This window comes from Lysobacter niastensis, assembly GCF_031457115.1.
Taxonomy (GTDB): Bacteria; Pseudomonadota; Gammaproteobacteria; order Xanthomonadales; family Xanthomonadaceae; genus Lysobacter_J; species Lysobacter_J niastensis_A.
In genome coordinates, this window is record NZ_JAVDVY010000001.1 from 1,567,385 (window position 1) to 1,592,765 (window position 25,381).

Below are 25,381 nucleotides of genomic sequence, written 5' to 3' on the forward strand. Positions count from 1 at the left end.
TTCTATGCGCGATTCGGAACGATGTAGCGCGCATGGGGCTCACTGTTTCGGTGGCGGTGTGAAGTCGCATTCATGCTTCGTCGCACCTGCGGCGGCGCACACGGCCGACGCTGCATGAATGCGGACCGCGCGAACGTTGGCGCAATTCGTGCTTGCCGGCCTTTGCATGACACCGCTAATCTGCGGTTTCCCCCTTGCTCCGCTGTGGTTTATGCCCGCATTTGCCCGTGCCTCCGTTGCGCTGCTCGCGCTCGGCTTCGCCTTCTCTCCTGAAGCCCTAGCGCTGTCCAAGCGCGACCAGGCCGCGGTCGATTCCCTCAACCAGCGCATGCAGGCGGCCGAGGCGCGCTATCGCCAGGGTGTCGTCAAGATCGGCAACGCCGACCCCAGCGGCAAGGGCGAGGTCGATGCATCGCTGGAGGACATGGAAGACGTGATGGCCGACTGCGTGAAGCAGAAGGGTTGCTCGGCCACGACCATGCTCACCGCCTACAAGCGCCTGCTCAAGCAGAACGCCGACCTTGCCGCTGGCGACGAGGTGCCCGAGGACGGCGCCGCCGACGATGGCGACATGCTGGGCGCCGACGTGCCGGAGGCCGCCCGTGCCGCTGCGCTGCTCAGTGCCGACGGCGAGCGCTTCGTGAAGATGGTGCAGTACAACCCGGCGGTGCAGGCCAGCATCCGCCGCTGGCTGACCGACATGCGCGGCCCGCTGGTCGACACCTACGAGAACTACCAGTACATGCGCCAACTGATGTGGCCGCAGTTCGAACGCGCCGGGTTGCCGGAAGCGTTGCTGTTCGGCGTGATGGCCAAGGAATCCAACGGCAAGGTGCATTCGACCTCGCGGGCCGGCGCTGCCGGCCCGTTGCAGTTCATGTACGCCACCGGCCAGCGCTTCGGATTGGGCGACGACGGCAGCGGCTTCGATACCCGCTACGACGCGCGCGCCTCGGCGCAGGCGGCCGCGACGTATTTCAACGAGCGCCTGGGCCAGCTCAACCGCAGCATCGAATTGTCGCTGGCCGCGTACAACGGCGGCGAAGGACGCGCGCTGCGCGTCTACAACGGTTCCGGTGGACGCAACTTCTGGGACGAGTCGGTCTACAACCAGTTCCCGGCGGAAACGCGCGACTACGTGCCGATGGTGATCGCCGCCGCCTGGCTGTTCCTGCATCCCAAGGAATACGGCCTGACCTTCCCGAAGGTCGATGCGCATCCGGCGATGCTGCGATTGAACAAGCCAAGTTCGATCTACGAGTTGACCATCTGCCTGGGCAACGGCGGGTCTCGCGACGGCTACATGCGGGCGCTGCGCAACCTCAATCCGCGCTACAAGGCCGAAAGCTGGCTGCCGGCCGGCACCACGCTGAGCGCCACCACGCGGATCGTCGGCCTGTACAACCGCTGGTGCCTGCAGGGACCGCGTGCGGAGCTGGCAAGCACGCTGGTGCGCAGCGACGCAAGTTCCGCCATTGTCCGCACCGGCCCGGTGACGCCGCTCAACGACGACGAGGGCGAGATCGAGGGCGGCGGCGTGGGGACGACGGGCGTGTCGATGCCGCAGGCATCGGCCACGAAGGCCTCCCGGGACAAACCGCGCAAGCCGACCTCCTATACGGTGAAGCGCGGCGAAACCCTCACCGCCATCGCGCAGAAGTTCCAGTGCGACATGGGCGACCTGGCCAAGGCCAACAAGCTCAAGGCGCCGCGCTATTCGATCCGTCCCGGACAGAAGCTCAAGTTGAACGGCTGCGAGGGCTGATCGCTCTCGCCCATCTTCGCCCCGCGCAGGGCGCCCCAAGGAAGGAGGAGTCATGGTGAGCATCGCGGGCAAGCAAGGCGGCAGGCAGCCGGCGTTGGTGGTGGCGGCCTGTGCTGCGCTCGCCATCGCCGGTGCGTACTGGCCCGCGACGCCGTGGCTGCACTGGCTGTTCAAGCCGCTGGCCACGCTGGTCATCGCCTGGACCGTTTGGCGGGCAGACACCTCGCTGCCGCGTTATCGGCGCTGGCTGCTCGCTGGGCTGCTGCTGTCGACCGCAGGCGACGTGTTCCTGATGCTGCCGGTCGATGCCTTCGTGCCTGGACTGGCCAGCTTCCTGCTCGCGCACCTGGCCTATCTGCTGGCGTTGCGCCAGCGCGCGCCGTGGTTCGCCGTGGCCTGGCCGTTGCTGGTGTACGCACTGGTCGCCAGCGTCGTGCTGGGCCAGCTCTGGCCCGGCTTGCCAACGCCGCTGCGGGTCCCCGTGGTCGTCTACGTAGTTGTGCTGGCGGCGATGGCTGCCCAGGCGTTGGTGGCGTGGTGGCGGCATCGCGACGCCGCCAGCGCCAGCGCTGCCTGGGGTGGCGCGTGTTTCGTGTTGTCCGACGCACTGCTGGCGTGGGACCGGTTCGTCACGCCGTTCGCCGCGGCGGCGGCGGCGGTGCTGGCCAGCTACTGGCTGGCGCAGTGGGGGCTGGCGCGATCGCTGCCGCGAGCCGGCGCTCGCGACTGACTGCCTTCGATCAGGCGCGCAGCAGCGTGGCCAGCTTCTGGCCCAACCGCACCGGCGATTCGGAGCCCAATGACGGCTCCAGCGCAGCCACGCCCGGCGGTAGCAGCACGATCACGGTCGAGCCGTAATTGAAGCGCGCCATCTCGGCGAAGCGCTCCAGCGTGATGCCGCCGCTGCGGAAATCCTTGATGTTCACGTCATCGCGGTAGTGCGGAATCTCCACGCCGCTCCACACGGTTTCCACGCCCGAAACCAGCATCGCGCCGACCATCACCATCGCCATCGGGCCGAAGTCGGTGTCGAAATGGCAGACCAGCCTTTCATTGCGCGCGAACAGGCGCGGCACGTGGCGCACCGCCGCCGGGCCGACGCTGAAGAGACGACCCGGCACATGCACGGTCTCGCGCAGCGTGCCGGTCCAGGGTATGTGCACGCGGTGGTAATCCTTCGGCGACAGGTACACGGTCGCGAACACGCCGTTGCGGAACGGCTCGGCCGCGGCTTCATCGCCCAGCAACTCGGCGGCGGTGAACGACTGGCCCTTGGCCTGGAAGATGCGGCCGTTGTCGATTGGACCGCACTGGCTTATGCGGCCGTCCGCCGGCATCAGTAGCGCGCGCGGATCGGGATCGGGCACGCGCGCGCCGGGTTTCAGTGCGCGGGTGAAGAAGGCATTGAAGGTCGGATAGGCAGTCGGATCGGGCTCGGCGGCCTCGGCGAGGTTGACGCCGAACTTGCGGGTGACGGTATCGATCAGCCACTGCTTGACCGCGGGCGAGCGCGAATAAGCCAACTTGCGCGCCATCGTCGAGAGCGCACGGTGCGGAACGATGTAGGTGAGGGCGGTGATCAGGCTCATGCGTTGTGGCTCGTCGTAGGTGCTCGTCATTCCCGCGAAGGCGGGAATCCATCCCTGAGGTGGCTCGACTCCCGCCTTTGCGGGAGTGACGAAAGGTTTGTTGTTATCGGCTGCCGGCCTGCGTCAGCGCCGTCATGTCGGCCGCAATGGCCAGCGCGTCGAACGGGGGCTGGACGATGCCGGCCATGCGTCCCTGCGGGTCGAGCACCGCCATCGAGGCGCTGTGGTCGACGCTGTACTGGTCGGCCGGAACACCCTCCGGCGGCGGCACCTTGGCGAAGACCATGCTCAGCGAGCGGGCAAGGGATTCCAGCGCCGGAACGTCGGCCGTAGCGGCCAAGGTGTCGCGGTGGAAAGCGTGGGCGTACTCGCCGATGCGGTCGGGCGTGTCACGCTCGGGATCGACCGAAACGAACAGCAGGCGCGGGCGCGTCGCCTCAGGCAACTGCGCCCACTGCTTCTGCGACTTGGCCATCTCGGCCAGCGTGGTCGGGCAGACGTCCGGGCAGTGCGTGAAGCCCAGGAATACCAGCGTCCAGTGCCCCTTCAGCTCGCCCGGCACCAGCTGTGTGCCGTCGGACTGGCGCAGCGAGAACGCCGGCAGCTGGCGTGCCGGCTCGAACAGGCGCACGGCCTGGGTCTGCGGCCACTTCGACTCGGCGGCATGGCCGAAATACCGCTGGGAGGCCCACAGGCCAAGGGCCGCTGCGAAGGCGGCGATGAGGACGTAGACCGTGGTGCGGTTGAACATGAGGGTTCCGGCTGGATGTCCCGAAGGCGCGGGCATGATACCGGGCCGCGGCCGGTATAATCGCCGCCCCCACTGCAAGGCCCCGACATGACTGCCGATCCGGTCAATTTTGAGCAGGTCTCGATCATCGACCTGATCCGCTACGGCGGCAGCCGCTTCAACGAGGCCGGGCTGACCTTCGGGCACAGCTACGACAACGCCCTCGACGAGGCCACCCAGCTGGTCCTGCATGCGTTGCATCTGCCGCACGACCTCAGCCCGGTCTACGGCAACTCGCGCGTCACCGGCGCAGAGAAAGCCCGCGTGCTGGCGTTGTTCGAACGCCGCATCGCCGAGCGCGTCCCGGCGGCGTACCTGACCGGGGAGGCCTGGTTCGCCGACCTGAGCTTCAAGAGCGACCGTCGCGCGCTGGTGCCGCGTTCGCCGATTGCCGAGCTGATCACCACCGGGTTCGAGCCCTGGCTCGGCGGCCGCGAGGTCGAGCGCGTGCTCGACCTGTGCACCGGCTCGGGCTGCATCGCCATCGCCACGGCGCACTACCACCCGCACTGGGAGGTCGACGGCGTCGACATCAACGACGAGGCGCTGTCGCTGGCGCAGGAAAACAAGGCGCGCCTGCACGCCGACAACGTCACCCTGCGCAAGTCGGACCTGTTCAACGACCTGGGTGGGCAGGTGTACGACCTGATCGTCACCAACCCGCCTTACGTCACCAACGACGAGACCGATGCGCTGCCGAAGGAGTACTCCTACGAGCCGGAACTCGGACTGCGTGCGGGCGACGATGGCCTGGACCTGGCGCTGAAGATCCTGCGCGACGCGCCGCAGCACCTGAGCGAGCACGGCCTGCTGATCTGCGAGGTCGGCGAAGCCGAGCGGGCGCTGGTCGAGCTGCTGCCGGAGCTGCCGATGGCCTGGGTGGAGTTCAAGGTCGGGCAGATGGGCATCTTCGTGGTCGAGCGCGGCGATCTGGTCGAGCATCACGCGAAGATCAAGGCGCTGGCCGACGCGCGAGGCTGATTCTCGTCCCTTCTCCCGCGGGCGGGAGCAGGGGGGCGAAGGCCGGATGAGGGCGCTTCTGATCCAGCGCGACGCTTACCCCAACCCTCTGCGTGGCATCAGGAGGGGCGAGGAACTCGGAAGAACAAGCGCATGACGGCTCGTTCCACTGGCAACCATTTTTGATTGCTAGAGTGCGACGCTTACCGACTCCAAGGACCCCCAGTGTCCAGCAACACCTTCGGCAAACTGTTTTCGGTGACGACCTTCGGCGAAAGCCATGGACCGGCGATCGGCTGCGTGATCGACGGGTGTCCTCCCGGCATCGCCATCGCCCCGGATGACTTCCGCCACGACCTGGACCGCCGCGCCACTGGCCGCACGCGCCATACCTCGCAGCGCAACGAGTCCGACGAGGTCGAGATCCTCAGCGGCGTCTACGAGAGCGTGACCACCGGAACCCCGATCGCGCTGCTGATCCGCAACACCGACCAGCGCAGCAAGGACTACGCGAAGATCGCCGAGCAGTTCCGCCCGGGCCACGCCGACTACACCTACTGGCAGAAATACGGCATCCGCGACCCGCGCGGCGGCGGGCGCTCTTCCGCGCGCGAGACCACGATGCGCGTGGCGGCGGGAGTGATCGCCAAGAAGTGGCTGGCACAGCATTTCGGCGTGCGCGTGCAGGGCTTTCTGTCGCAGATCGGCGAGATCGTGCCGCACGGCATCGACCTGTCCGTGATCGAGGACAATCCGTTCTTCTGGCCCGACGCGCATCAGGTGGGCGAGCTGGAGCAATACATGGACGCGCTGCGCAAGTCAGGCGATTCGGTCGGCGCGCGCGTGGACGTGGTCGCCACCGGCCTGCCACCCGGCTGGGGCGAGCCGATCTACGGCAAGCTCGACGGCGAGCTCGCGTCGGCGCTGATGAGCATCAACGCAGTCAAGGGCGTGGAGATCGGCGACGGTTTCGCGGTCGTGGCGCAGAAGGGCAGCGAACATCGCGATCACATGGCGCCGGGCGGTTTCGCGTCGAACCATGCCGGCGGCATCCTCGGCGGCATCAGCACCGGCCAGCCGCTGCGCTGCTCGGTCGCGTTCAAGCCGACCTCCAGCCTGCGCCTGCCGGTGGACAGCCTCGACGTCCATGGCAATGTCGTGGAAGTGGTGACCACCGGTCGCCACGATCCCTGCGTCGGCATCCGCGCCACGCCGATCTGCGAGGCGATGGTCGCGCTGGTGCTGATGGACCAGGCGTTGCGTCATCGCGCGCAGTGCGGCGATGTCGGCAGCGTGACGCCGCGCATTCCGGGTTCAGAACCCGGTGGCTGAGACCCGCCCACGCGTGTGGGTGTCGCAGCCGCTGTTCGCCGATATCGTCGGTCGGCTGCACGAATACTTCGACGTCGCCGCCACGGAGCAGGTCACGCAGCACTCGCCACAGGCCATCGCGGCAGCGCTGCGCGAGGTCGACGGCGCGCTGGTGACGCTCAACGATCCCATCGGCGCGGCCGAGATCGCCGGTGCGACGCGTCTGCGCGCGATCGCCAACGTCGCGGTCGGCTATAACAACCTGGATGTGCGCGCGATGAGCGATGCCGGCATCCTGGTCACCAACACGCCGGACGTGCTGACGGAAACCACCGCGGATTTCGGCTTCGCCCTGATGATGGCGGCCGCGCGCCGCATCACCGAGGCCGAGCGATGGTTGCGCGACGGCCACTGGCGGCAATGGAATTTCGAATCGCTGCTCGGCGGCGACATCCACCGGGCCACGCTCGGCATCCTCGGCATGGGCCGGATCGGGCAGGGCATCGCCCGGCGCGCCGCGGGTTTCGACATGCGCGTGCTCTACCACAATCGCAACCGGTTGCCGGAGGCGGTGGAACGCGAGTGCCGTGCCGAGTACACCGATCTCGATGGGCTGCTCGCGCGCGCCGATCATCTGGTGCTGGTGCTGCCGTATTCGTTGCAGGTGCACCACCTGATCGACTCGACCGCGCTGGCGAAGATGAAGCGCACCGCCACGCTGACCAACATTGCGCGCGGCGGGCTCGTCGACGAGGACGCACTGGCCGATGCGCTGGAAGGCGGACGCCTGGCTGCCGCGGGCCTGGACGTGTTCGAGGGCGAGCCGGCGGTGAATCCGCGCCTGCTGGCGCTGCGCAACGTCGTGCTGACGCCGCACATCGCCAGCGGCAGCCTGGCCACGCGCCGGGCGATGGTGTCGCTGGCGGTGGGCAATCTGATCGCCGCGCTGGGCCATGGTCCGCATGCTGGTCGTCCGCCGTCGCCGGTGAACGCGGCCGCGCTGGGATCGAAGCCTCTCCCGCAAGCCGGAGAGGGGTTGGGGTGAGGGAGAGCGGTCGAGTATCTGCTGGGAGCCCGCTGCGAGCCGCCCTCATCCGGCCCTTCGGGTCCACCTTCTCCCGCAGACGGGAGAAGGGAAAAAACGCCACCAGAGCCACGGTTGCCGGATAATCGCAGCGGTGAACGCCGAGGTTCGCAACATCCGCCGGAACGGTTCCGGCGTTTCCCTCCAACCAGGACCATCCAAGGACCAATGAACGCCAAGAACTCCTGCAACGTAGCCATCGTCGGTGCAACCGGCGCCGTCGGCGAGACCATGCTCAAGATCCTCGCCGAGCGCAAATTCCCCATTGGCACCTTGCACGTGCTGGCCAGCGAGCGCTCGGCCGGTGAGAAAATCGAGTTCGGCGCGAAAAAACTGGTGGTCGAGGACCTGGCCACGTTCGATCCGACCGGCGTGGACATCGCGCTGTTCTCGGCAGGTGGCAGCATCTCCAAGGAGTACGCCCCCAAGTTCGCTGCCGCCGGTGCGGTGGTGATCGATAACTCGTCGGCCTTCCGCTACGACGACGACGTGCCGCTGGTGGTGTCGGAAGTGAACCCCGAGCAGGTGAAGAACCGCCCGCGCGGCATCATCGCCAACCCCAACTGCTCGACGATGCAGATGGTGGTCGCGCTGGCGCCGATCCATCGCAAGGTCGGCATCGAGCGCATCAACGTGGCGACCTACCAGTCGGTGTCGGGCGGTGGCCGCTCGGCGCTGGAGGAACTCGGTCGCCAGACCGCCGCGCTGCTGAACTTCCAGGAAGCCGAGCCCAAGCGCTTCCCGGTACAGATCGCCTTCAACCTGATCCCGCACATCGACGACTTCCAGGACAACGGCTACACCAAGGAAGAGATGAAGCTGGTCTGGGAGACCCGCAAGATCCTCGGCGACGACAGCATCCAGGTAAACCCCACCGCAGTGCGCGTACCGGTGTTCTACGGCCACTCCGAGGCGGTCAACGTCGAGACGAGGGAGAAGATCACCGCCGCCGAAGTCCGCCAGATGCTGCTCAAGGCGCCGGGCGTGGAAGTGGTCGACGAGCCCGAGGCCGGCGGTTATCCGACTCCGGTGACCCACGCTTCGGGCACCGATCCGGTCTATGTCGGCCGCATCCGCGACGACTACTCGCACCCGCGCGCGGTCAACCTGTGGATCGTCTCGGACAACATCCGCAAGGGCGCGGCGCTGAACGCCGTGCAGGTGGCCGAACTGGTGCTGGCCGAGCGCGACGGCGGCTGATTTTCGCGTTCCCGTTGGCCAATCGAAAGATTCGCATTGCGCCCCAACCCCGGCGACGGCTAGAGTCGCGCCGGGGAACAGGCATCGAGACCGGCTGTGAAGCGATACGCGCGAACTGCATTGGCATTGGCGCTGGCACTGTCCAGCGGCTCCGCGGCGGCGCTCGGTCTGGGACAGATCGAGGTCCGATCCAGGGTTGGCCAGCCTTTCCTGGCCGAAATTCCCGTCATCTCGAGCGATCCGGCCGAACTGGAGAACCTCCAGGCGGAGCTGGCCTCGCCGATTACATTTGCCCGCATCGGCCTGCAACCGCCGATGGGCGTCGTGGCCGATCTCCAGTTCACTTCGGCGCTGGATGCCTCCGGCAACCCGGTGATCCGGGTCACCAGCCAGCAACCCGTCAACGAACCGCTGCTGACCTTCCTGGTCTCGGTCGACTGGGGGCAAGGCCGTCTGGTGCGCGAATACTCGGCGCTGCTGGACACGCCGCGCACGGTCTCCGCGCCGCTGCAGCCCCAGGTCGAAGAGGCGATGGTATCGGCGCCGAACATCGTCGAGCGCGCTCCGGTAGCCGCTCCCGCGCCGGAACCGGAACCGCAGGAAGCGGACCCGGCGCCGGTCGATCAGGCCCCGAACAATGCCATCGCGGCCACGCCCGAGCCCCGGCCCGAGCCCCGGCCCGAGCCTGTGGCCGTTGCGCCGCCGCCGCCGATGCCCGCACCGGCGCCTGCCGCCGCTGCGCCTGAAGGCGAGCTGCGCGTTCGCTCGGGCGACACGCTGTCGGAGATCGCCCGCCAGGTCGATACGCCGGCTTACTCGCTCGACCAGACCATGATCGCGTTGCTGCGGGCGAACCCCGACGCCTTCATAGGTGGCAACATCAACCGGCTTCGCCAGGGCGCGGTGCTGCGCGTGCCCACGGGCAATGAGCTGTCCAGCGTCGAAGCCGCGCAGGCCAGCCGGCTGATCAGCAGCCAGATGCAGCAGTGGCAGGCCGCACGCCGGCCCATGCCGCAGCCGGCCAGCGCCAGCGCAACCACCGCGACCGCAGGCGCCGTGGGCGCACCCGCAAAACCGGCTTCGGCCGCGCCGGTTGCATCTGCATCGCGCACGGCCGAGGCGCGTCTGGAAATCGTCCCGCCCGGCGCCAGTCGCGCCACGCAGGCGGGTACACAGTCCGGCATCAACGCCGGTGGTGAGGGCGAAATGCTGCGACAAGAACTGCAACAGACCCAGGAATCGCTGGCGGCGCGCGACGCCGAGCTGCGGGAACTCAAGGGGCGCGTGGCCGAACTGGAACAACTGCAGACCAAGCAGCAGCAGCTGATCACGATGAAGGACAGCGAGCTGGCCGCCTCGCAGCAGCGCCTGGCGCAGGCGCAGCAGCGGGCGGGCGAGGGCGGTGGCGCGATGTGGCCCTGGCTGGCCGGCGGCGGCGTGATCCTGCTGGCGCTTGGCGCCGGATGGCTGCTGCGCCGTCGTCCCGCCAAGCCGGTATTCCGTGCACCGGGAGCGACGCCTTCGATTGCCGACGCATTCGCGGCAGGTCCGGCCGCCATGGCCGAGCCTGAGGAGACCTCACCTGCCGCCAAGGGCGCTGAGATCGCGGCCGCGGCCGTGGCGCAGGCGCCGGCCTGGCATGTCCAGGCTGCCGGACAGGGCCGCCAGGAGCCATTGCTGGGCGCCCAGCCGGGTGAGGAGCGCCTGGAGCTGGCGCGCGCCTACCTGGATCTGGGCGATCACGACAGCGCCCGCCAGTTGCTCAGCGACATCGTCATCAACGGCGACCTGATCGCGCGCCAGCAAGCGGCCCGGATGCTGCAAGAGCTGGAATAACGCGTCATGGAACAGCAGTCCGCCGTCGACGCGCCGCCGTCGCGGCGTCATGCGCTGGGCGTCGAGTACGACGGCAGCGAATTCTCCGGCTGGCAGCGCCTGACCAAGCATGGCGAGCCCGAGCGGCCCGGCGAGGAAACGATCCAGGGCGCGCTGGAACAGGCCCTGTCGTTCGTTGCCGGGCATCCGGTCGAAACGGTCTGCGCCGGCCGCACCGATGCCGGCGTCCACGCCTCCTGCCAGGTCGTGCATTTCGACAGCCACGCCCTGCGCGACCCGCGCGGCTGGATGCTGGGTGTCACCAGCCGACTGCCGCCGTCGGTATCCGTGCGCTGGTGCCAGCCGGTGCCGGCGGACTTCCATGCGCGCTTTTCGGCGCGTGCCCGTCGCTACCGCTACCGCATCCTCAATCGCCCGGTGCGCCCGGCATTGGGACGCCAGTACCTGAGCTGGGATCGACGCCCGCTCGACGCCGATGCCATGCACCGCGCCGCGCAGGCGTTGCTGGGCGAAAACGACTTCTCCGCTTTCCGCACCGTGCACTGCCAGGCGCCGCACGCCCGCCGTGACCTGCAGCAGATACAGGTCCGTCGCGACGGCGAGATCGTCGAGGTCGAGGTGCAGGCCAACGCGTTCCTGCACCACATGGTCCGCAACATCGTCGGCAGCCTGCTGATGGTCGGCAGCGGCGAGCAGCCCGAAGCCTGGATCGCGCAGCTGCTGGCTGGACGGGACCGCACCGTGGCCGGGCCGACTGCGCCGTCGGCGGGCCTGGTATTCCTGGGGCCCCGATATCCTGCAGAATGGGGCCTCCCGGCCGAGATATCCCAGTGAACGTCGCCAAGGGGCGGGTTCTGTTCCGCACCCGCATCAAGTTCTGCGGAATGACCCGACCGGGCGACATCCGCCTGGCCGGCGAACTGGGCGCTGATGCGATCGGCCTGATATTCGCTCCAGACAGTTCGCGCCGGATCGAACCCGAGCAGGCCCGCGCCATGCGCGAGGCCCTGTTGCCGATGGTGGATGCGGTGGCGTTGTTCATGGACAACCCGCTCGACGATGTACGCGAGGTCGTGCGCCACGTGCGGCCCAACCTGCTGCAGTTCCATGGCAGCGAGGACGACGCCTTCTGCCGCAGCTTCGGCGTGCCCTACATCAAGGCCATTCCCATGGGCGATGCGGTCACGCAATCGGCCATGTCGCTCCAGGCAAAATATCCCGCCGCCGCCGGCTTCCTGTTCGACAGCCATGGCGCGGGCGGTTCCGGCGGCAGTGGCAAAACGTTCGACTGGTCGCGCATCCCCGACCCGCTGGAAAAACCCTTCGTGCTGGCCGGCGGCCTCACCGCCGACAATGTGTTCGATGCGATCCTGGCAACGCGCCCCTGGGGCGTGGACGTGTCCAGCGGCATCGAAGCCGAGCCGGGCGTGAAGGACGGCGAGTGCATGCGCCGCTTCGTCGAGGAAGTCAGGCGCGCCGATTGTCATCAGTAGATCGCCATCAGTAAGCGCCACACTCCCGCCCGGCACGGGCCGATGTCCTACACTGGCGGCCACGTCGCGCTCGCGGCGCTCCCCCCGCACTGATTCGCGCTGATGGCTTCCGCAGATATCGTCGATTTCCACGCCTACCCGGATGCAGCCGGGCATTTCGGCCGCTTTGGTGGCCGCTTCGTAGCCGAGACCCTGATGGGGCCGCTGGAGGAACTGGCGGCGGCCTACGACACGGCCCGCCAGGATCCGGCCTTCATCGCCGAATTCGATTACGAGCTGGCCCATTACGTCGGCCGTCCCAGCCCGATCTACCACGCCCGCCATCTCAGCGACGAGGTCGGCGGCGCGCGCATCCTGCTCAAGCGCGAGGACCTGAACCACACCGGCGCGCACAAGATCAACAACACCATCGGCCAGGCACTGCTCGCCAGCCGCATGGGCAAGAAACGCATCATCGCCGAGACCGGCGCGGGCCAGCACGGCGTCGCAAGCGCCACGGTCGCCGCGCGCCTGGGCCTGGAATGCGTCGTGTACATGGGCGCCACCGACATCGAGCGCCAGAAGATCAACGTCTACCGGATGAAGCTGCTGGGTGCGACGGTGGTGCCGGTTACCAGCGGTTCGGCGACGCTCAAGGACGCGCTGAACGAGGCGATGCGCGACTGGGTGACGAACGTGCGCGACACGTTCTACATCATCGGCACCGTGGCCGGTCCCGATCCGTATCCGCGCATGGTCCGCGACTTCAATGCCGTGGTCGGCCGCGAGGCGCGCGCGCAGATGCTGGCCGAGTACGGCCGCTTGCCCGACGCGGTGACCGCCTGCGTCGGCGGCGGCAGCAATGCGATCGGCATCTTCCACGCCTTCCTCAACGACCGCGCCGTGCGCATCGTCGGCGCCGAGGCGGCGGGCGAGGGCATCGCCACGGGTCACCATGCCGCCTCGCTGGCGGCGGGCCGACCGGGCGTGCTGCACGGCAACCGCACCTACGTGCTGTGCGACGACGACGGCCAGATCATCGAGACGCATTCGGTCTCGGCGGGGCTGGACTACCCCGGTGTCGGGCCCGAGCACGCCTTCCTGAAGGACACCGGACGCGCCGAGTACCTGGGCATCACCGACGACGAGGCGCTGCACGCTTTCCACACGCTGGCGCGCACCGAAGGCATCCTGCCGGCGCTGGAATCCAGCCACGCGATCGCGCAGGCGATAAAGCTGGCGCGGGAGCTGCCGAAAGACGCGCTGGTGCTGTGCAACCTGTCCGGCCGTGGCGACAAGGACGTGCACACCATCGCCGCGCGTGAAGGCTTGTCGCTGTGAAGTACTCCCTTCTCCCGCTCGCGGGAGAAGGGGCTCAAAGGCCAAGAAAAATCCCGATGAACCGCATCAATACCCGCTTCGCCTCGCTCAAGGCCCAAGGCCGCAAGGCCCTGGTCCCATTCGTCACCGCAGGCGATCCGTCGCTGGAAGCCACCGTGCCGGTGATGCACGCGCTGGCGGCGGCCGGCGCCGACGTCATCGAGCTCGGCGTACCGTTCTCCGATCCGATGGCCGACGGCCCGGTCATCCAGCGCAGCTCCGAACGCGCCCTGGCGCGCGGAGCCGGCCTGGCCTTCGTGTTCGATAGCGTGCGCCGCTTCCGCGAGCGCGATGCCGATACACCGGTGGTGCTGATGGGCTACCTCAACCCGGTCGAGATCCGCGGCGCCGAGCGCTTCGCCCGGGAGGCCGTGGCGGCCGGCGTGGATGGTGTGCTGCTGGTCGACCTGCCACCGGAGGAGGCGGCCGAGTTCCGCACGGCCTTCGTCGCTCACGGCCTGGCGTTGATCCTGCTGGCTTCGCCGACCACCGGCGAGGCCCGCCTGCGCCAGCTCTGCGAGGGCGCGCAGGGTTACCTGTACTACGTCAGCTTCGCCGGCGTGACCGGCGCCGACCGGCTCGATACCCAGGCCGCGGGCGAACGCCTGCACGCCATCCGCGCACAGTGCCCGGTTCCGGTGATGGCCGGCTTCGGTATCAAGGACGCCGCCAGCGCCGCTGCGATGGGCAGTCAGGCCGATGGCGTGGTCGTGGGCAGCGCGCTGGTCGCGGCGCTGGGCGATGCTGCCGATCCGGTGGCCCAGGCGGGCGCCTTCCTGGCGCCGCTGCGGGCGGCCCTGGACGCGCTCCCAGCGTAGACGGCGGCCTGCGCTAAACTGACCCGCTCGGCCGGAACCGTCCGGCCCCAACGAACAAGCCTGAACGGGAACCACCCTAAGCATGTCCTGGCTCAAGAAACTGATGCCCTCCGGTATCCGTACCGAATCCGGAGCGGCCAAGCGTCGCAGCGTCCCTGAGGGTCTTTGGGAAAAGTGCGACCGTTGCGGCGCGGTGCTCTACCGCCCCGAGCTCGAGGAAAACCTCGAGGTCTGCCCGAAGTGCAACTTCCACATGGCGATCCGCGCGCGTGTGCGCCTGACCGCGCTGTTCGACGCCAACAGCACCCACGAGATCGGGGCCGAACTGGGCCCGACGGACGTGCTGAAGTTCAAGGACCAGAAGCGCTACGCCGACCGCATCAAGGCCGCGCAAAAGTCCACCGGCGAGCGTGACGCGCTGATCGCGATGAAGGGCACGCTCAAGCAGCGTCCGCTGGTGGCCTGCGCGTTCGACTTCGCCTTCATGGGCGGCTCGATGGGCTCGGTCGTCGGCGAACGCTTCGCCCGCGCCGCGGAAACCGCGGTCGAACTGGGCTGCCCGATGGTGTGCTTCACCGCCACCGGCGGCGCGCGCATGCAGGAAAGCCTGTTCTCGCTGATGCAGATGGCCAAGACCTCGGCTGCGCTGGGCCGCATGCGCGCCAAGGGGTTGCCGTTCGTTTCGGTGATGACGCATCCAACCACCGGTGGCGTGTCGGCTTCGTTCGCGATGCTGGGCGATCTCAACCTGGCCGAGCCGGAAGCACTGATCGGCTTCGCCGGTCCGCGCGTCATCGAGCAGACCGTGCGCGAGACACTGCCGGAGGGCTTCCAGCGTTCGGAGTTCCTGCTCGAGCACGGCGCTATCGACCAGATCTGCGACCGCCGCGAGATGCGTGATCGTCTTGCTCACCTGCTGGCGCTGATGATGAACCAGCCGCAGCCCGAGGACGACGCCGAGGTGACCGCTTGAGTCGCAAGTATTTCGGAACCGACGGTATCCGCGGCCGGGTGGGGGAAGGCCCGATCTCGGCGGATTTCGTACTTCGCCTCGGCAATGCCTACGGCCACGCGCTGCCGCGACGCGACTGGCGCAACCCGGTGGTGATCATCGGCAAGGACACGCGCATCTCGAACTACATGTTCGAGGCTGCGCTCGAGGCCGGCCTGGTCGCCGCGGGCGTGGATGTGCAGTTGATGGGCCCGATGCCGACTCCGGCCGTTGCCCATCTCACGCATTCAATGCGCGCCGACGGCGGCATCGTGATTTCCGCGTCGCACAACCCGCATCACGACAACGGCATCAAGTTCTTCTCGGCCGAGGGCGAGAAGCTCGACGACGAGACGGAACTGGCGATCGAAGCCGCGCTGGAGCAGCCGTTCTTCACCGTGTCGTCCGAAAAGCTCGGCAAGGCGATCCGCACCCGCGACGCGCTGGGTCGCTACATCGAGGCCTGCAAGGGCTCGGTGCCCAAGGGCTTCGACCTGGGCGGCATGCGCATCGCAATGGACTGCGCCAATGGCGCAACCTACCAGCTCGGCCCGCTGGTGCTGCGCGAACTGGGCGCGCGCGTCGATGCGATCGGCATCGATCCCAATGGCATCAACATCAATGACGGCGTCGGTTCCACCCACCCGGAAACCCTGGCGGCGCACGTGCGCGCCACCGAGTCCGACCTCGGCATCGCCTTCGACGGCGACGGCGACCGTGTGTTGTTCGTCGACGGTGAAGGCGTGGTCTGCGATGGCGACGACCTGTTGTACGTGCTCGCCACCGACTGGCAGCAAAGCGGTCGCCTGCAAGGCCCGGTGGTCGGCACGCTGATGACCAACTACGCCCTGGAGCAGGCGTTCCAGCAGCGCGGCATCGGTTTCTTGCGCGCCCAGGTCGGCGACCGCTACGTTCACCAGCAATTGATCGCCAACGACGGCATGCTCGGCGGTGAGGCCTCCGGGCACCTGCTGTGCCTGGACCGCGCCAGCACCGGCGATGGCATCGTCAGCGCGCTGCAGGTGCTGGAAGTGATCAAGCGTCGCGGTCAGTCGCTGCGCCAGGCACTGGAAGGATTCCGCAAGGTGCCGCAGAAGACCGTCAACGTGCGCTTCGAAGGCGGCGCGCGTCCGGTCGAGGCGCCGGGCGTGCAGGCGGCGCTGGCCGACGCCCAGGCCGCAGTGGCCGGTCGCGGCCGCGCGTTCCTGCGCCCCTCGGGAACCGAGCCGGTCGTGCGCGTTACCGTCGAAGCCGACGATGCCTCCCTGATGCAGGCCACGCTGGATACGCTGGCTGCGGCGGTGCGTGCCGCGGTCTGAGCGGCACGCCTGCAGGTCGATGCCAGGCGGGCTTGAGTCCGCCGCTTTCGACGATGGCGAGCCAAGGCCCGCCTACGGCAAATTCCGGAAAGGATCCGTATCCCCATCGCGCCGGTTACTCCGGCGCGATCGCTCAATGCTTCTGGAACCGCGTCAACATCTCCCATGAGCGCCTGACTGCTCCTGGATCGACCTTCGCGTCCGGGACGGGGCGATAGCGGTGGTCCACCACGCTCGCCGCGCCCAGGTTGTCGAACAGGTAGGTGCGTTCACCGTCGCGAATACCTCTGCTCGACCAGCTCTCCACCAGCAACGGCCGCGATGCCGGCGCCGCATCGAACAGGTCATAGCCTGTGCTGTAGTCGGCGATGTCGCCGTCGCAACCCAGTGCATGGCGCATCAGCGTTGGCACGAAGTCCTCGTGCGAGCTGACCCGGTCGTAGCGTTGGGGCGCCTTGCCAGGCCAGAACACTACGAACGGCGTGTGCAACTGATAGTCGGAGAAGTTGCCGTTGTGGCCCCAGTAGTTCTGCCGCAGGTCGTTGAACTCCTCGCCGTGATCGCCAGTGACCAGCACGACGGTGTTGTCGGCCAGTGCACTGTCCTTCAGCGTCGCCAGCAGATCTCCGATCAGCCCATCGCTGTAGTGCACCGCGGCCAGATAGCGGTTGTGTTCCGGCGTGGGGTCGTGGTCGGGACCCAGTTTCAGGAAGTTCACTTCCTCGGCCATCGGCTGGAACGGCGAAACGAAACCGTGCGGCAGGTGATACGGCGCATGTGGAGAGTCGAGGAAGGCGAATCCGAAGAAGCGCTGGCCGCGCGGATGGGCGCGGATGTCGGCGCGCAGGCGGTCGATCACGTATCGGTCGCGTTCTTCGCGGGGAAGGTCGGCCGGAGCGTTCACGATCTTCTCGCGCACCTGCTCGAACACGGTGCGGTCGAATTCCGGGCTGTATAGCGGCGCGCTGCCGTAGACGTGCATGCGGTAACCGGTCTGCCGCATCCGGTCGACCAGCACCGGGCCGCGTTCCTCGGCCAGCATCGAATGCCAGTAGCCGCCCGGCAATCCGTACATCAATCCGAACAACCCGAACCGCGTGGCATTGCCGCTGCTGTAGTGGTTCGTGAACTGCTGTGCCTGGCGCGCGTACTGCCACGTGTTCGGCATGACGCGCGGATCCAGCGCGTCCGCCCGCAGCGACTCGACCAGCACCACCAGCACGTTCAGCGACGGCGTGCGCGCGCATTGGAGCGGCTGGCGCGGGTAACCCAGGACGCCTTCTCCGACGGAGGGCGGGTCGGAAGCCTGCGCGGTCTGCACGCCGAAGCGGTGCAGGGCGTCCTTCAGCGTGATCGGCTGCGCCCAGGGAATGTAGGTCACCTGCGACACCACCGAGCGGTCGCCGCGCGCATCGTAGTAGGCGAACATGCCCTGGCTCAGCACTAGCAACAGCCCGGCCGCCCACCAGATGTGCTTGACGCGGGAGAGTCCGGGGCACTGCCCCAGTGCGCGCCACCACAACCACGCCACGGCCACTTCCAGCGCCAGCAGCAGGCCCGCCGCCATCGCGATCAGCGCCCACATCGCCGGCGAGAAAGTGACCTGGTCCTGCAGGGCGCCGCCGAACAGCATGTTCAGCACCATGGCATTGAGGTGGAAGCGGTAGAGCGCGAACACCTTGGCATCGGACAGCAGCAGGCAGATCCAGAACGTCTGCAGGACAACCGCGCTGGCGATCATCCAGCGCTCGCTCCGCAGCATTCGACCCAGCATCAGCGCCGGCAGGCCCAGCAGGGCGCCGAAAAAGATGAAGTGGCCGGGAAGCGCCGTAAGCAGGAACAGCACCGAGCGCCCTTCCCAGCGCGTCTGCGCAAAAGGAATGTTGGTGGCGGTGATCAGAATGGCCAGGGCCACATTGACCAGCACGAAGCCGGTCAGCCAAGCCAGGGCGCGCCGCTTGCGGGCGGATGGGGCAGCGACATCCATAAGGCGAACATCTTCCATGGGGCGTAACTCCGGTGTTGGGGGGATGCCGGAATCACCAGATAGGGGTGATATTGCGCGGTAACAATCCCCCCACCTCCGGGATGAAGCGTTCCGTACGGGGCCAGGCTCGGCGGTATCATGTGAAGTTCCCAGATTCGACGCCGACAGGACCCCGTGAGCCAGATTCCGACCCTAGATATCCGCCGCTTCGATACCGATCGCGACGCTTTCGTCGCCGAACTCGGTGCGGCCTACCGTGAATGGGGCTTTGCCGGCATCCGGGGGCACGGCATCGGCAGCGATCAGATCGACGCCTCCTATAACGTGTTCAAGCGCTTCTTCGAACTGCCCGAAGAGATCAAGGGCAAATACCACGTGCCCGGTGGCGGCGGCGCCCGCGGTTACACGCCGTTCGGCATCGAGACGGCCAAGGGTGCCCAGTACTCCGATCTCAAGGAGTTCTGGCACGTGGGCCGGGAGATTCCGCGCGACTCCGTGTACGCCGACGTGATGCCGCCGAACCTGTGGCCCGAGGAGATCCCCGAGTTCCGTTCGCTGGCCTATGGCCTGTACCAGTCGCTCGACGAACTCGGCTCGCGCGTGCTCAGCGCGCTGGCGCTGCACATCGGGTTGCCGGAGAGCTACTTCGCCGACAAGACCGACTTTGGCAATTCGATCCTGCGCCCGATCCACTATCCGCCGATCACCACCGACGACATCCCCAACGTGCGCGCTGGTGCCCACGAGGACATCAACCTGATCACGTTGCTGGTCGGCGCCAGCGCCGCGGGCCTGGAAGTGCGATCGCGCAAGGGCGATTGGGTGCCTTTCACCGCCGACGCCGACACTATCGTGGTCAACATCGGCGACATGCTGCAGCGCCTGACCAACCACGCCTATCCGTCGACGACGCACCGCGTGGTCAACCCCAAGGGCGAGAAGGCCCGCCAGCCGCGTTATTCCACGCCGTTCTTCCTGCATCCGAATCCGGACTTCCTGATCGACGTGCTGCCGTCGACGATCAGCGCGGACAACCCGAACCGCTACCCCGAGGCGATCACCGCGCAGGGTTACCTCGAAGAGCGCCTGCGCGAGATCAAGCTGAAGTGAGCGCGTTGAAGTAAAGCGCACTCAGCGGGCGGTCGCGATGCCGGCCGCCCGCAATGCCTCGCGCCAGGCCTGGCGCTTTTGCTCCGCCCGCAACGAGGCATGGGCCGGGCTGGTCGAGGGCAGGCGCACACAGGCGAATTCCTGGACCGCCAGCGTCGGCAACACGATGCGTCTGAAGCTCTGTTCGGCCTTGCCGCCGTTGAGCAGCACCGTGCGTATGCCCGGCTGGGAAGCGAAAAAACCGGCAAAGTCGTTGGCGATCGCAGTGTCATCGCGTATGCGCGCATCGAGGCTGCCTTCGCGTTCGCATCGCGCCAACACGTCCCACAGCGCGATCCCGGCCGCGGTCAGGCGATCCAGCCGTTGCGCGTAGGGCAGGGCGGGATCTGCACCGACCAGTTCGCCCATGATCGGCCAGAACTGGTTGCGCGGATGCGCGTAGTACTGCGCCGCAAGCAGCGATGCGGCGCCCGGCATGCTGCCGAGGATCAGCACGCGGGCATGTTGTCCCACGACGGGGGCGAAACCCTGCAGCATCGGTTCGTTGGCAGAACTGGGGAGCCGATTTTATGGGCTCTGCGTTAAACTGCCGCCCTTTGAATGGAAGGGCAGGTCATGCGTCGCAAAATCGTCGCCGGAAACTGGAAGCTTCATGGCGATCGCCAGTTCGCACTGGATCTGATGGAGGCGCTGGCCTCGCACCAGGTTCCGGCGGGCGTGGAGCGCATCATCCTGCCGCCGCTGCCCTACCTGGGTGAGCTGGTCGAGCATTTCGGCGAACGCGGCTTCGAGTTCGGCGCCCAGGACGTGAGCGCGCGTGAAAAGGGCGCATACACCGGCGAGGTGTCGGCGGCGATGCTGAAGGACGTCGGCGCCCGTTACGGGCTGGTCGGGCATTCCGAGCGCCGCCAATACCACGGCGAGGGCAGCGAGCTGGTCGCGCGCAAGTTCCTGGCCGCCAGGGAGGCCGGGCTGGTGCCGATCCTGTGCATCGGCGAGACCCTGAGCCATCGCGAGGACGGCCAGACCGAATGGCGCCTGCAGGCGCAGCTGGCGCCGCTGTTCGAACTGGGCGGCGACCAGGTGTTCGAGGGCGCGATCGTCGCCTATGAGCCGGTCTGGGCGATCGGCACCGGCAAGACCGCGACTCCAGAGCAGGCGCAGGCGGCTCACGCATTCATCCGTAGCGAAATCGCTTCCCGCGATGCTAGAATCGCTGGCTCGCTGCCGATCCTTTACGGCGGAAGCGTGAAAGCCGACAATGCCGCCGCGCTGTTCACCCAGCCGGACGTCGATGGCGGTCTTATCGGCGGCGCCTCGCTGGTCGCAGCCGATTTCAACGCCATCGCCGATGCGGCGGCACCCTGACGATTCCGGTTAGCCGGATTCGTCGAACCGGAAAGTAGAGTCTGCCGATGCTGTTGTTCCTCAACGTCATCTATGTGCTGATCGCAATCGCGATGGTCGCACTGATCCTGATGCAGCGTGGCGCGGGTGCGCAGGCGGGCTCGGGCTTCGGCGCGGGCGCGTCGGCGACGGTGTTCGGTGCGCGCGGCGCTTCGAACTTCCTGTCCAAGTCGACCAAGTGGCTGGCGATCGCGTTCTTCGCGATCAGCCTGTTCATGGCCTGGCAGGCCACGCGCAATGCCGGCGGCACCGCGACGCAGGCGCAGGACCTGGGCCTGATGTCGAAGGTCCCGGTGGCTCCGGCCCCCGCGACTGGCAACACCTCGGTTCCGACGGCTCCGGCGGCGGTTCCGGCAGCGCCGGCATCGACCGTGCCGCAGGCTCCGGCGCAACAGGCTCCGGCCCCGGCGACCACGCAGCCGGCGCCGACGCAGCCGGCTCCGGCCGAGCAGGCGCCGCAGCCGGCGCAACCGCCCAAGCCGGCAACGGGCGGCTGACGCCACGCGGGATATCATTCGAGTTACAGCGTCCGGCATGGATGGCCGGGCACCGACGAGGTTGGTCGGGGCGGCTTCGCCGGTAGCGGCGGAGGCGCGGCCAGGAAGGCAAAGGTTTGACAAGCCCAGGTGGCGGAATTGGTAGACGCACTACCTTGAGGTGGTAGCGACGTAAGTCGTGGGGGTTCGAGTCCCCCCTTGGGCACCAGACCTGCAACATCCAGCAACACCCTTTATCGAAGCACGGCCATTACGACGTGCCGTGCGAACGGCGCAACAGATCGCCGAGCCAAGGCCGCTGCGAGCGGCTCAGTAGCTAACACGAAGCCGAGAGAACATCGAGTGCTGGCCGAATATCTGCCGACCCTGCTGTTCCTGATCGTCGCCGGCGGTATCGGCGTCGCCTTGCTGGTGGTGGGCAAAGTGCTCGGCCCCCAGCGCCCGACCCTCGAAAAGCTCTCGCCGTACGAATGCGGTTTCGAGGCGTTCGAGGATGCGCGCATGCAGTTCGACGTGCGCTATTACCTGATCGCCATCCAGTTCATCATCTTTGACCTGGAAATCATCTTCATCGTGCCCTGGGCCACCGTGTTCCGCGAACTCGGTGTCGTCGGCCTGATCGAAATGGGCACCTTCGCCGGCATGCTGCTGCTCGGCTTCGTCTACATCTGGAAGAAGGGAGCGCTCGAATGGGAGTGATCCAGAGCGTTTCGGAATTGATGCACAACCCGCTGCCGGAAGGGCGGCTGGACGACATCCTGCGCCCGGAAGGCGACAACCCGCTGCTGCAGCAGGGTTTCGTCACCACCAGCATGGACGCGCTGTGGAACTGGGCGCGCACCGGCTCGATGTGGCCGATGACCTTCGGCCTGGCCTGCTGCGCGGTCGAGATGATGCACGCCGGCGCCGCGCGCCTGGACCTGGACCGCTACGGCGTGGTGTTCCGCCCGTCGCCGCGCCAGTCCGACGTGATGATCGTGGCCGGCACCCTGGTCAACAAGATGGCCCCGGCGCTGCGCAAGGTCTACGACCAGATGCCCGACCCGAAGTGGGTGATCTCGATGGGCAGCTGCGCCAACGGCGGCGGCTACTACCACTACTCGTATTCCGTCGTGCGCGGCTGCGATCGGATCGTGCCGGTCGACATCTACGTGCCGGGCTGCCCGCCGACCGCCGAAGCGCTGGTCTACGGCATCCTGCAATTGCAGAAGAAGATCCGCCGCGGCACCAATTTCGGCGAGAACATCCAGGGTGTGCGCTGACATGGTCGAGAGTGCTCAGGCTTTCGCAGACCGCCTGACCGCGCGCTTCGAAGGCGCGATGGTCGTCGTGGCGCAGCCGCGTGGCGAAGTGACCATCGACGTGGCTCCGGACCAGTGGCTGTCGACCGCGCTGGCGTTGCGCGACGAGTTCGGCTTCGAGCAATGCGTCGATGTCAGTGGCGTGGACTACCTCAGCTACGGCAGCGACGAGTGGGATACCGACGTGTCGTCGGAAGGCTTCTCGCGCGGCGTGGAAGGCAAGGGCGCCGGCCGCTTCGCCTGGGGCGAGCAGCCCAACGGCGCTGCCGCCGTGCCAGAGCGCCGCTTCGCCGCGGTTGCGCACCTGTTGTCGGTGCAGCACAACCGCCGCGTGCGCCTGCGCACATTCGCCGACAACGACGACCTGCCGGTGGTGGCTTCGCTGACCTCGGTACACCCGGGCGTCAACTGGTTCGAGCGCGAGGCGTTCGACCTGTACGGCATCGTGTTCGAAGGCCATCCGGACCTGCGCCGCATCCTGACCGACTACGGTTTCGTCGGTCATCCGTTCCGTAAGGACTTCCCGCTGATCGGCAACGTCGAGGTCCGCTACGACGCCGACAAGAAGCGCGTGGTCTACGAACCGGTCTCGATCGAGCCGCGCGTGCTGGTGCCGCGCGTGATCCGCGACGACGCGCGCTACCAGACCGCCGAAGGCGAGGCAGCCCAGCGTGCGGAGGTGAAGAAGTGAGCTCCGTGTCCTCCATCCAGATCAGCAACACCTCGGGCCTGCACAACACCGAGATCCGCAACTACACACTGAACTTCGGCCCGCAGCACCCGGCCGCGCACGGCGTGCTGCGCCTCATCCTCGAGATGGACGGCGAAGTCGTGCAGCGTGCCGACCCGCACATCGGTCTGCTGCATCGCGGCACCGAGAAGCTGGCCGAGTCCAAGCCGTACAACCAGTCGATCGGCTACATGGATCGCCTGGACTACGTGTCGATGATGTGCAACGAGCACGCCTACGTGCGCGCCATCGAGACCCTGATGGGGATCGAGGCGCCCGAGCGCGCGCAGTACATCCGCACGATGTTCGACGAGATCACCCGCATCCTGAATCATCTGATGTGGGTGGGCTCCAACGCGCTCGACCTGGGCGCGATGGCGGTGTTCCTGTACGCGTTCCGCGAGCGCGAAGAGCTGATGGACTGCTACGAGGCGGTGTCGGGCGCGCGCATGCATGCCACGTACTACCGTCCCGGCGGCGTGTACCGCGACCTGCCGGACCGCATGTCGAAGTACAAGGAATCGCCGTGGCGCAAGGGCGCCAAGCTCAAGCGCTTCAACGAGTGGCGCGAAGGCTCGCTGCTGGATTACCTGGAAGCGTTCACCAACGACTTCCCCAAGCGCGTCGACGAGTACGAGACGCTGCTGACCGAGAACCGCATCTGGAAACAGCGCACCGTCGGCATCGGCGTGGTCTCGCCGGAGCAGGCGCTGGCCTGGGGCATGACCGGCCCGATGATCCGCGGCTCGGGCATCGCCTGGGACCTGCGCAAGAAGCAGCCGTACGCGAAGTACGACGTCGTGGATTTCGACATCCCGGTCGGCGTCAACGGCGACTGCTACGACCGTTACCTGGTCCGCGTGGCGGAAATGCGTCAGTCCACCCGCATCATCCAGCAGTGCGTGAAGTGGCTGAAGGCCAACCCCGGCCCGGTGATCGTCGACAACTTCAAGGTCGCTCCGCCCAAGCGCGAGGACATGAAGGACGACATGGAAGCGCTGATCCACCACTTCAAGCTGTTCTCCGAAGGCTATTGCGTGCCCGCCGGCGAAACCTACGCCGCGGTCGAGGCGCCCAAGGGCGAGTTCGGCTGTTACCTGGTGTCCGACGGCGCCAACAAGCCCTTCCGCGTGAAGCTGCGCGCGCCGGGCTTTGCGCATCTGTCGTCGATGGACGAGATCGTGAAGGGCCACATGCTGGCCGACGTGGTGGCGATGATCGGCACCTATGACGTCGTGTTCGGCGAGATCGACCGCTGACGGCCCGTTGAGGCCAGGCGATCGTTGAGGAATTAGAGCGAATGAAGGCGACCGGAAATTTCGAGGCCTGTCTGCACGTCGACCCGATGGTCGCGTTGTCCGACCAGACCCGTGCGCATATCGACCACTGGCTGGGCAAGTTCCCGCCGGACCGCAAGCGTTCGGCGGTGCTGCAGGGCCTGCACGCGGCCCAGGAGCAGAACGGCGGCTGGCTAAGCGACGAACTGATCGCCGCGGTCGCCAAGTACCTGGGGCTGCCGCCGGTGTGGGCCTACGAGGTCGCGAGCTTCTACTCGATGTTCGAGACCGAGAAGGTCGGCCGCAACAACGTCGCCTTCTGCACCAACATCAGTTGCTGGCTCAACGGCGCCGAAGACCTGGTCAAGCACGCCGAGAAGAAGCTCGGCTGCAGGCTGGGCGAGTCCAGCGCCGACGGCCGCGTCTTCCTCAAGCGCGAGGAAGAGTGCCTGGCCGCGTGCTGCGGCGCGCCGGTGGTCGTGATCAATGGCCATTACCACGAGAACCTGGACGCCGCGCGCGTCGACGAGTTGCTCGACGAGTTGAAGTGAGGCGAT

At 67.4% G+C, this 25,381-nt stretch carries 25 protein-coding genes and 1 tRNA gene; 22 read left to right on the forward strand and 4 right to left on the reverse strand.

Annotation, left to right across the window (positions count from 1 at the left end; genetic code table 11):
• The first annotated feature begins 166 nt into the window (after positions 1 to 166).
• Both J2X06_RS07145 and J2X06_RS07150 read left to right on the forward strand, forming a co-directional pair.
• A complete protein-coding gene (locus tag J2X06_RS07145) occupies positions 167 to 1,765 on the forward strand; it encodes a transglycosylase SLT domain-containing protein (RefSeq protein ID WP_430539516.1) in 1,599 nt (532 codons plus the stop codon).
• A gap of 52 nt (positions 1,766 to 1,817) precedes the next feature.
• Entirely contained in the window at positions 1,818 to 2,495 is a 678-nt protein-coding gene (locus J2X06_RS07150; RefSeq protein ID WP_310060155.1) for a lysoplasmalogenase, read from the forward strand.
• A gap of 10 nt (positions 2,496 to 2,505) precedes the next feature.
• On the opposite strand, the gene asd is transcribed toward J2X06_RS07150, so the two are convergent.
• Both asd and J2X06_RS07160 read right to left on the reverse strand, forming a co-directional pair.
• On the reverse strand, positions 2,506 to 3,354 hold the full coding sequence (asd, locus tag J2X06_RS07155) for an archaetidylserine decarboxylase (protein ID WP_310060156.1): 849 nt from the start codon (positions 3,352 to 3,354) through the stop codon (positions 2,506 to 2,508).
• Between the two features lie 103 nt (positions 3,355 to 3,457).
• A complete protein-coding gene (locus tag J2X06_RS07160) occupies positions 3,458 to 4,105 on the reverse strand; it encodes an SCO family protein (RefSeq protein ID WP_310060160.1) in 648 nt (215 codons plus the stop codon).
• Positions 4,106 to 4,192: 87 nt separating this feature from the next.
• Between J2X06_RS07160 and prmB the strand changes: the two genes are divergently transcribed.
• The 11 genes from prmB (at position 4,193) to glmM (ending at position 16,515) form a co-directional block, all read left to right on the forward strand.
• Positions 4,193 to 5,125, forward strand: a complete 933-nt coding sequence (prmB, locus tag J2X06_RS07165; RefSeq protein WP_310060163.1) for a 50S ribosomal protein L3 N(5)-glutamine methyltransferase — start codon at positions 4,193 to 4,195, stop codon at positions 5,123 to 5,125.
• A gap of 204 nt (positions 5,126 to 5,329) precedes the next feature.
• Entirely contained in the window at positions 5,330 to 6,436 is a 1,107-nt protein-coding gene (gene aroC, locus J2X06_RS07170) for a chorismate synthase (RefSeq protein ID WP_310060166.1), read from the forward strand.
• Positions 6,429 to 7,460: a 2-hydroxyacid dehydrogenase gene (locus J2X06_RS07175; protein ID WP_310060168.1), complete on the forward strand. Its 1,032-nt coding sequence runs from the start codon at positions 6,429 to 6,431 to the stop codon at positions 7,458 to 7,460. Before aroC ends, J2X06_RS07175 begins: the two co-directional genes overlap by 8 nt.
• 207 nt (positions 7,461 to 7,667) lie before the next feature.
• Positions 7,668 to 8,699, forward strand: a complete 1,032-nt coding sequence (locus J2X06_RS07180; protein WP_310060171.1) for an aspartate-semialdehyde dehydrogenase — start codon at positions 7,668 to 7,670, stop codon at positions 8,697 to 8,699.
• Positions 8,700 to 8,795: 96 nt separating this feature from the next.
• Positions 8,796 to 10,535, forward strand: a complete 1,740-nt coding sequence (locus J2X06_RS07185; protein ID WP_310060174.1) for a FimV/HubP family polar landmark protein — start codon at positions 8,796 to 8,798, stop codon at positions 10,533 to 10,535.
• A 6-nt stretch (positions 10,536 to 10,541) separates the two neighbouring features.
• On the forward strand, positions 10,542 to 11,369 hold the full coding sequence (gene truA, locus J2X06_RS07190) for a tRNA pseudouridine(38-40) synthase TruA (RefSeq protein ID WP_310060177.1): 828 nt from the start codon (positions 10,542 to 10,544) through the stop codon (positions 11,367 to 11,369).
• Positions 11,366 to 12,028 carry a phosphoribosylanthranilate isomerase gene (locus tag J2X06_RS07195; RefSeq protein ID WP_310060179.1) on the forward strand — a complete coding sequence of 221 codons (663 nt, stop codon included), beginning with the start codon at positions 11,366 to 11,368 and terminating at the stop codon, positions 12,026 to 12,028. The genes truA and J2X06_RS07195 overlap by 4 nt, the downstream gene beginning before the upstream one ends.
• A gap of 102 nt (positions 12,029 to 12,130) precedes the next feature.
• Entirely contained in the window at positions 12,131 to 13,348 is a 1,218-nt protein-coding gene (gene trpB, locus J2X06_RS07200) for a tryptophan synthase subunit beta (RefSeq protein ID WP_310060182.1), read from the forward strand.
• A gap of 56 nt (positions 13,349 to 13,404) precedes the next feature.
• The gene (trpA, locus tag J2X06_RS07205) at positions 13,405 to 14,205 is read left to right on the forward strand and encodes a tryptophan synthase subunit alpha (RefSeq protein WP_310060184.1); all 801 of its coding nucleotides are present in this window, start codon (positions 13,405 to 13,407) and stop codon (positions 14,203 to 14,205) included.
• A gap of 82 nt (positions 14,206 to 14,287) precedes the next feature.
• Positions 14,288 to 15,178: an acetyl-CoA carboxylase, carboxyltransferase subunit beta gene (accD, locus tag J2X06_RS07210; protein WP_310060186.1), complete on the forward strand. Its 891-nt coding sequence runs from the start codon at positions 14,288 to 14,290 to the stop codon at positions 15,176 to 15,178.
• Entirely contained in the window at positions 15,175 to 16,515 is a 1,341-nt protein-coding gene (gene glmM, locus J2X06_RS07215; RefSeq protein ID WP_310060188.1) for a phosphoglucosamine mutase, read from the forward strand. The genes accD and glmM overlap by 4 nt, the downstream gene beginning before the upstream one ends.
• A 133-nt stretch (positions 16,516 to 16,648) precedes the next feature.
• Here glmM and J2X06_RS07220 read toward each other — a convergent pair whose 3' ends face one another.
• On the reverse strand, positions 16,649 to 18,520 hold the full coding sequence (locus J2X06_RS07220) for a DUF3413 domain-containing protein (RefSeq protein ID WP_310060191.1): 1,872 nt from the start codon (positions 18,518 to 18,520) through the stop codon (positions 16,649 to 16,651).
• A 156-nt stretch (positions 18,521 to 18,676) separates the two neighbouring features.
• Between J2X06_RS07220 and J2X06_RS07225 the strand changes: the two genes are divergently transcribed.
• Positions 18,677 to 19,612, forward strand: a complete 936-nt coding sequence (locus J2X06_RS07225; protein WP_310060194.1) for an isopenicillin N synthase family dioxygenase — start codon at positions 18,677 to 18,679, stop codon at positions 19,610 to 19,612.
• A gap of 21 nt (positions 19,613 to 19,633) precedes the next feature.
• Here the strand turns inward: J2X06_RS07225 and J2X06_RS07230 are convergent, their stop codons facing one another.
• Positions 19,634 to 20,149, reverse strand: coding sequence for a DNA-deoxyinosine glycosylase (locus J2X06_RS07230; RefSeq protein ID WP_310060197.1), 516 nt, complete (start codon positions 20,147 to 20,149; stop codon positions 19,634 to 19,636).
• 78 nt (positions 20,150 to 20,227) lie between these two features.
• Between J2X06_RS07230 and tpiA the strand changes: the two genes are divergently transcribed.
• The 8 genes from tpiA (at position 20,228) to nuoE (ending at position 25,375) form a co-directional block, all read left to right on the forward strand.
• On the forward strand, positions 20,228 to 20,980 hold the full coding sequence (tpiA, locus tag J2X06_RS07235) for a triose-phosphate isomerase (RefSeq protein ID WP_310060199.1): 753 nt from the start codon (positions 20,228 to 20,230) through the stop codon (positions 20,978 to 20,980).
• Positions 20,981 to 21,027: 47 nt separating this feature from the next.
• Positions 21,028 to 21,516, forward strand: coding sequence for a preprotein translocase subunit SecG (gene secG / locus J2X06_RS07240; protein ID WP_310060201.1), 489 nt, complete (start codon positions 21,028 to 21,030; stop codon positions 21,514 to 21,516).
• A gap of 123 nt (positions 21,517 to 21,639) precedes the next feature.
• A tRNA-Leu gene (locus tag J2X06_RS07245) sits at positions 21,640 to 21,724 on the forward strand.
• Between the two features lie 134 nt (positions 21,725 to 21,858).
• Positions 21,859 to 22,215, forward strand: a complete 357-nt coding sequence (locus J2X06_RS07250) for an NADH-quinone oxidoreductase subunit A (protein ID WP_310060204.1) — start codon at positions 21,859 to 21,861, stop codon at positions 22,213 to 22,215.
• A complete protein-coding gene (locus J2X06_RS07255; protein ID WP_310060207.1) occupies positions 22,206 to 22,778 on the forward strand; it encodes a NuoB/complex I 20 kDa subunit family protein in 573 nt (190 codons plus the stop codon). The genes J2X06_RS07250 and J2X06_RS07255 overlap by 10 nt, the downstream gene beginning before the upstream one ends.
• Before the next feature lies 1 nt (position 22,779).
• Positions 22,780 to 23,508 carry an NADH-quinone oxidoreductase subunit C gene (locus J2X06_RS07260; protein ID WP_310060210.1) on the forward strand — a complete coding sequence of 243 codons (729 nt, stop codon included), beginning with the start codon at positions 22,780 to 22,782 and terminating at the stop codon, positions 23,506 to 23,508.
• A gap of 5 nt (positions 23,509 to 23,513) precedes the next feature.
• Positions 23,514 to 24,806 (forward strand): NADH-quinone oxidoreductase subunit D, encoded by a 1,293-nt coding sequence (locus tag J2X06_RS07265; protein WP_310060212.1) that lies wholly within the window; start codon positions 23,514 to 23,516, stop codon positions 24,804 to 24,806.
• 41 nt (positions 24,807 to 24,847) lie between these two features.
• Complete coding sequence (gene nuoE, locus J2X06_RS07270) at positions 24,848 to 25,375, forward strand: NADH-quinone oxidoreductase subunit NuoE (RefSeq protein WP_310060216.1); 528 nt, start codon at positions 24,848 to 24,850, stop codon at positions 25,373 to 25,375.
• Positions 25,376 to 25,381: the final 6 nt, after the last annotated feature.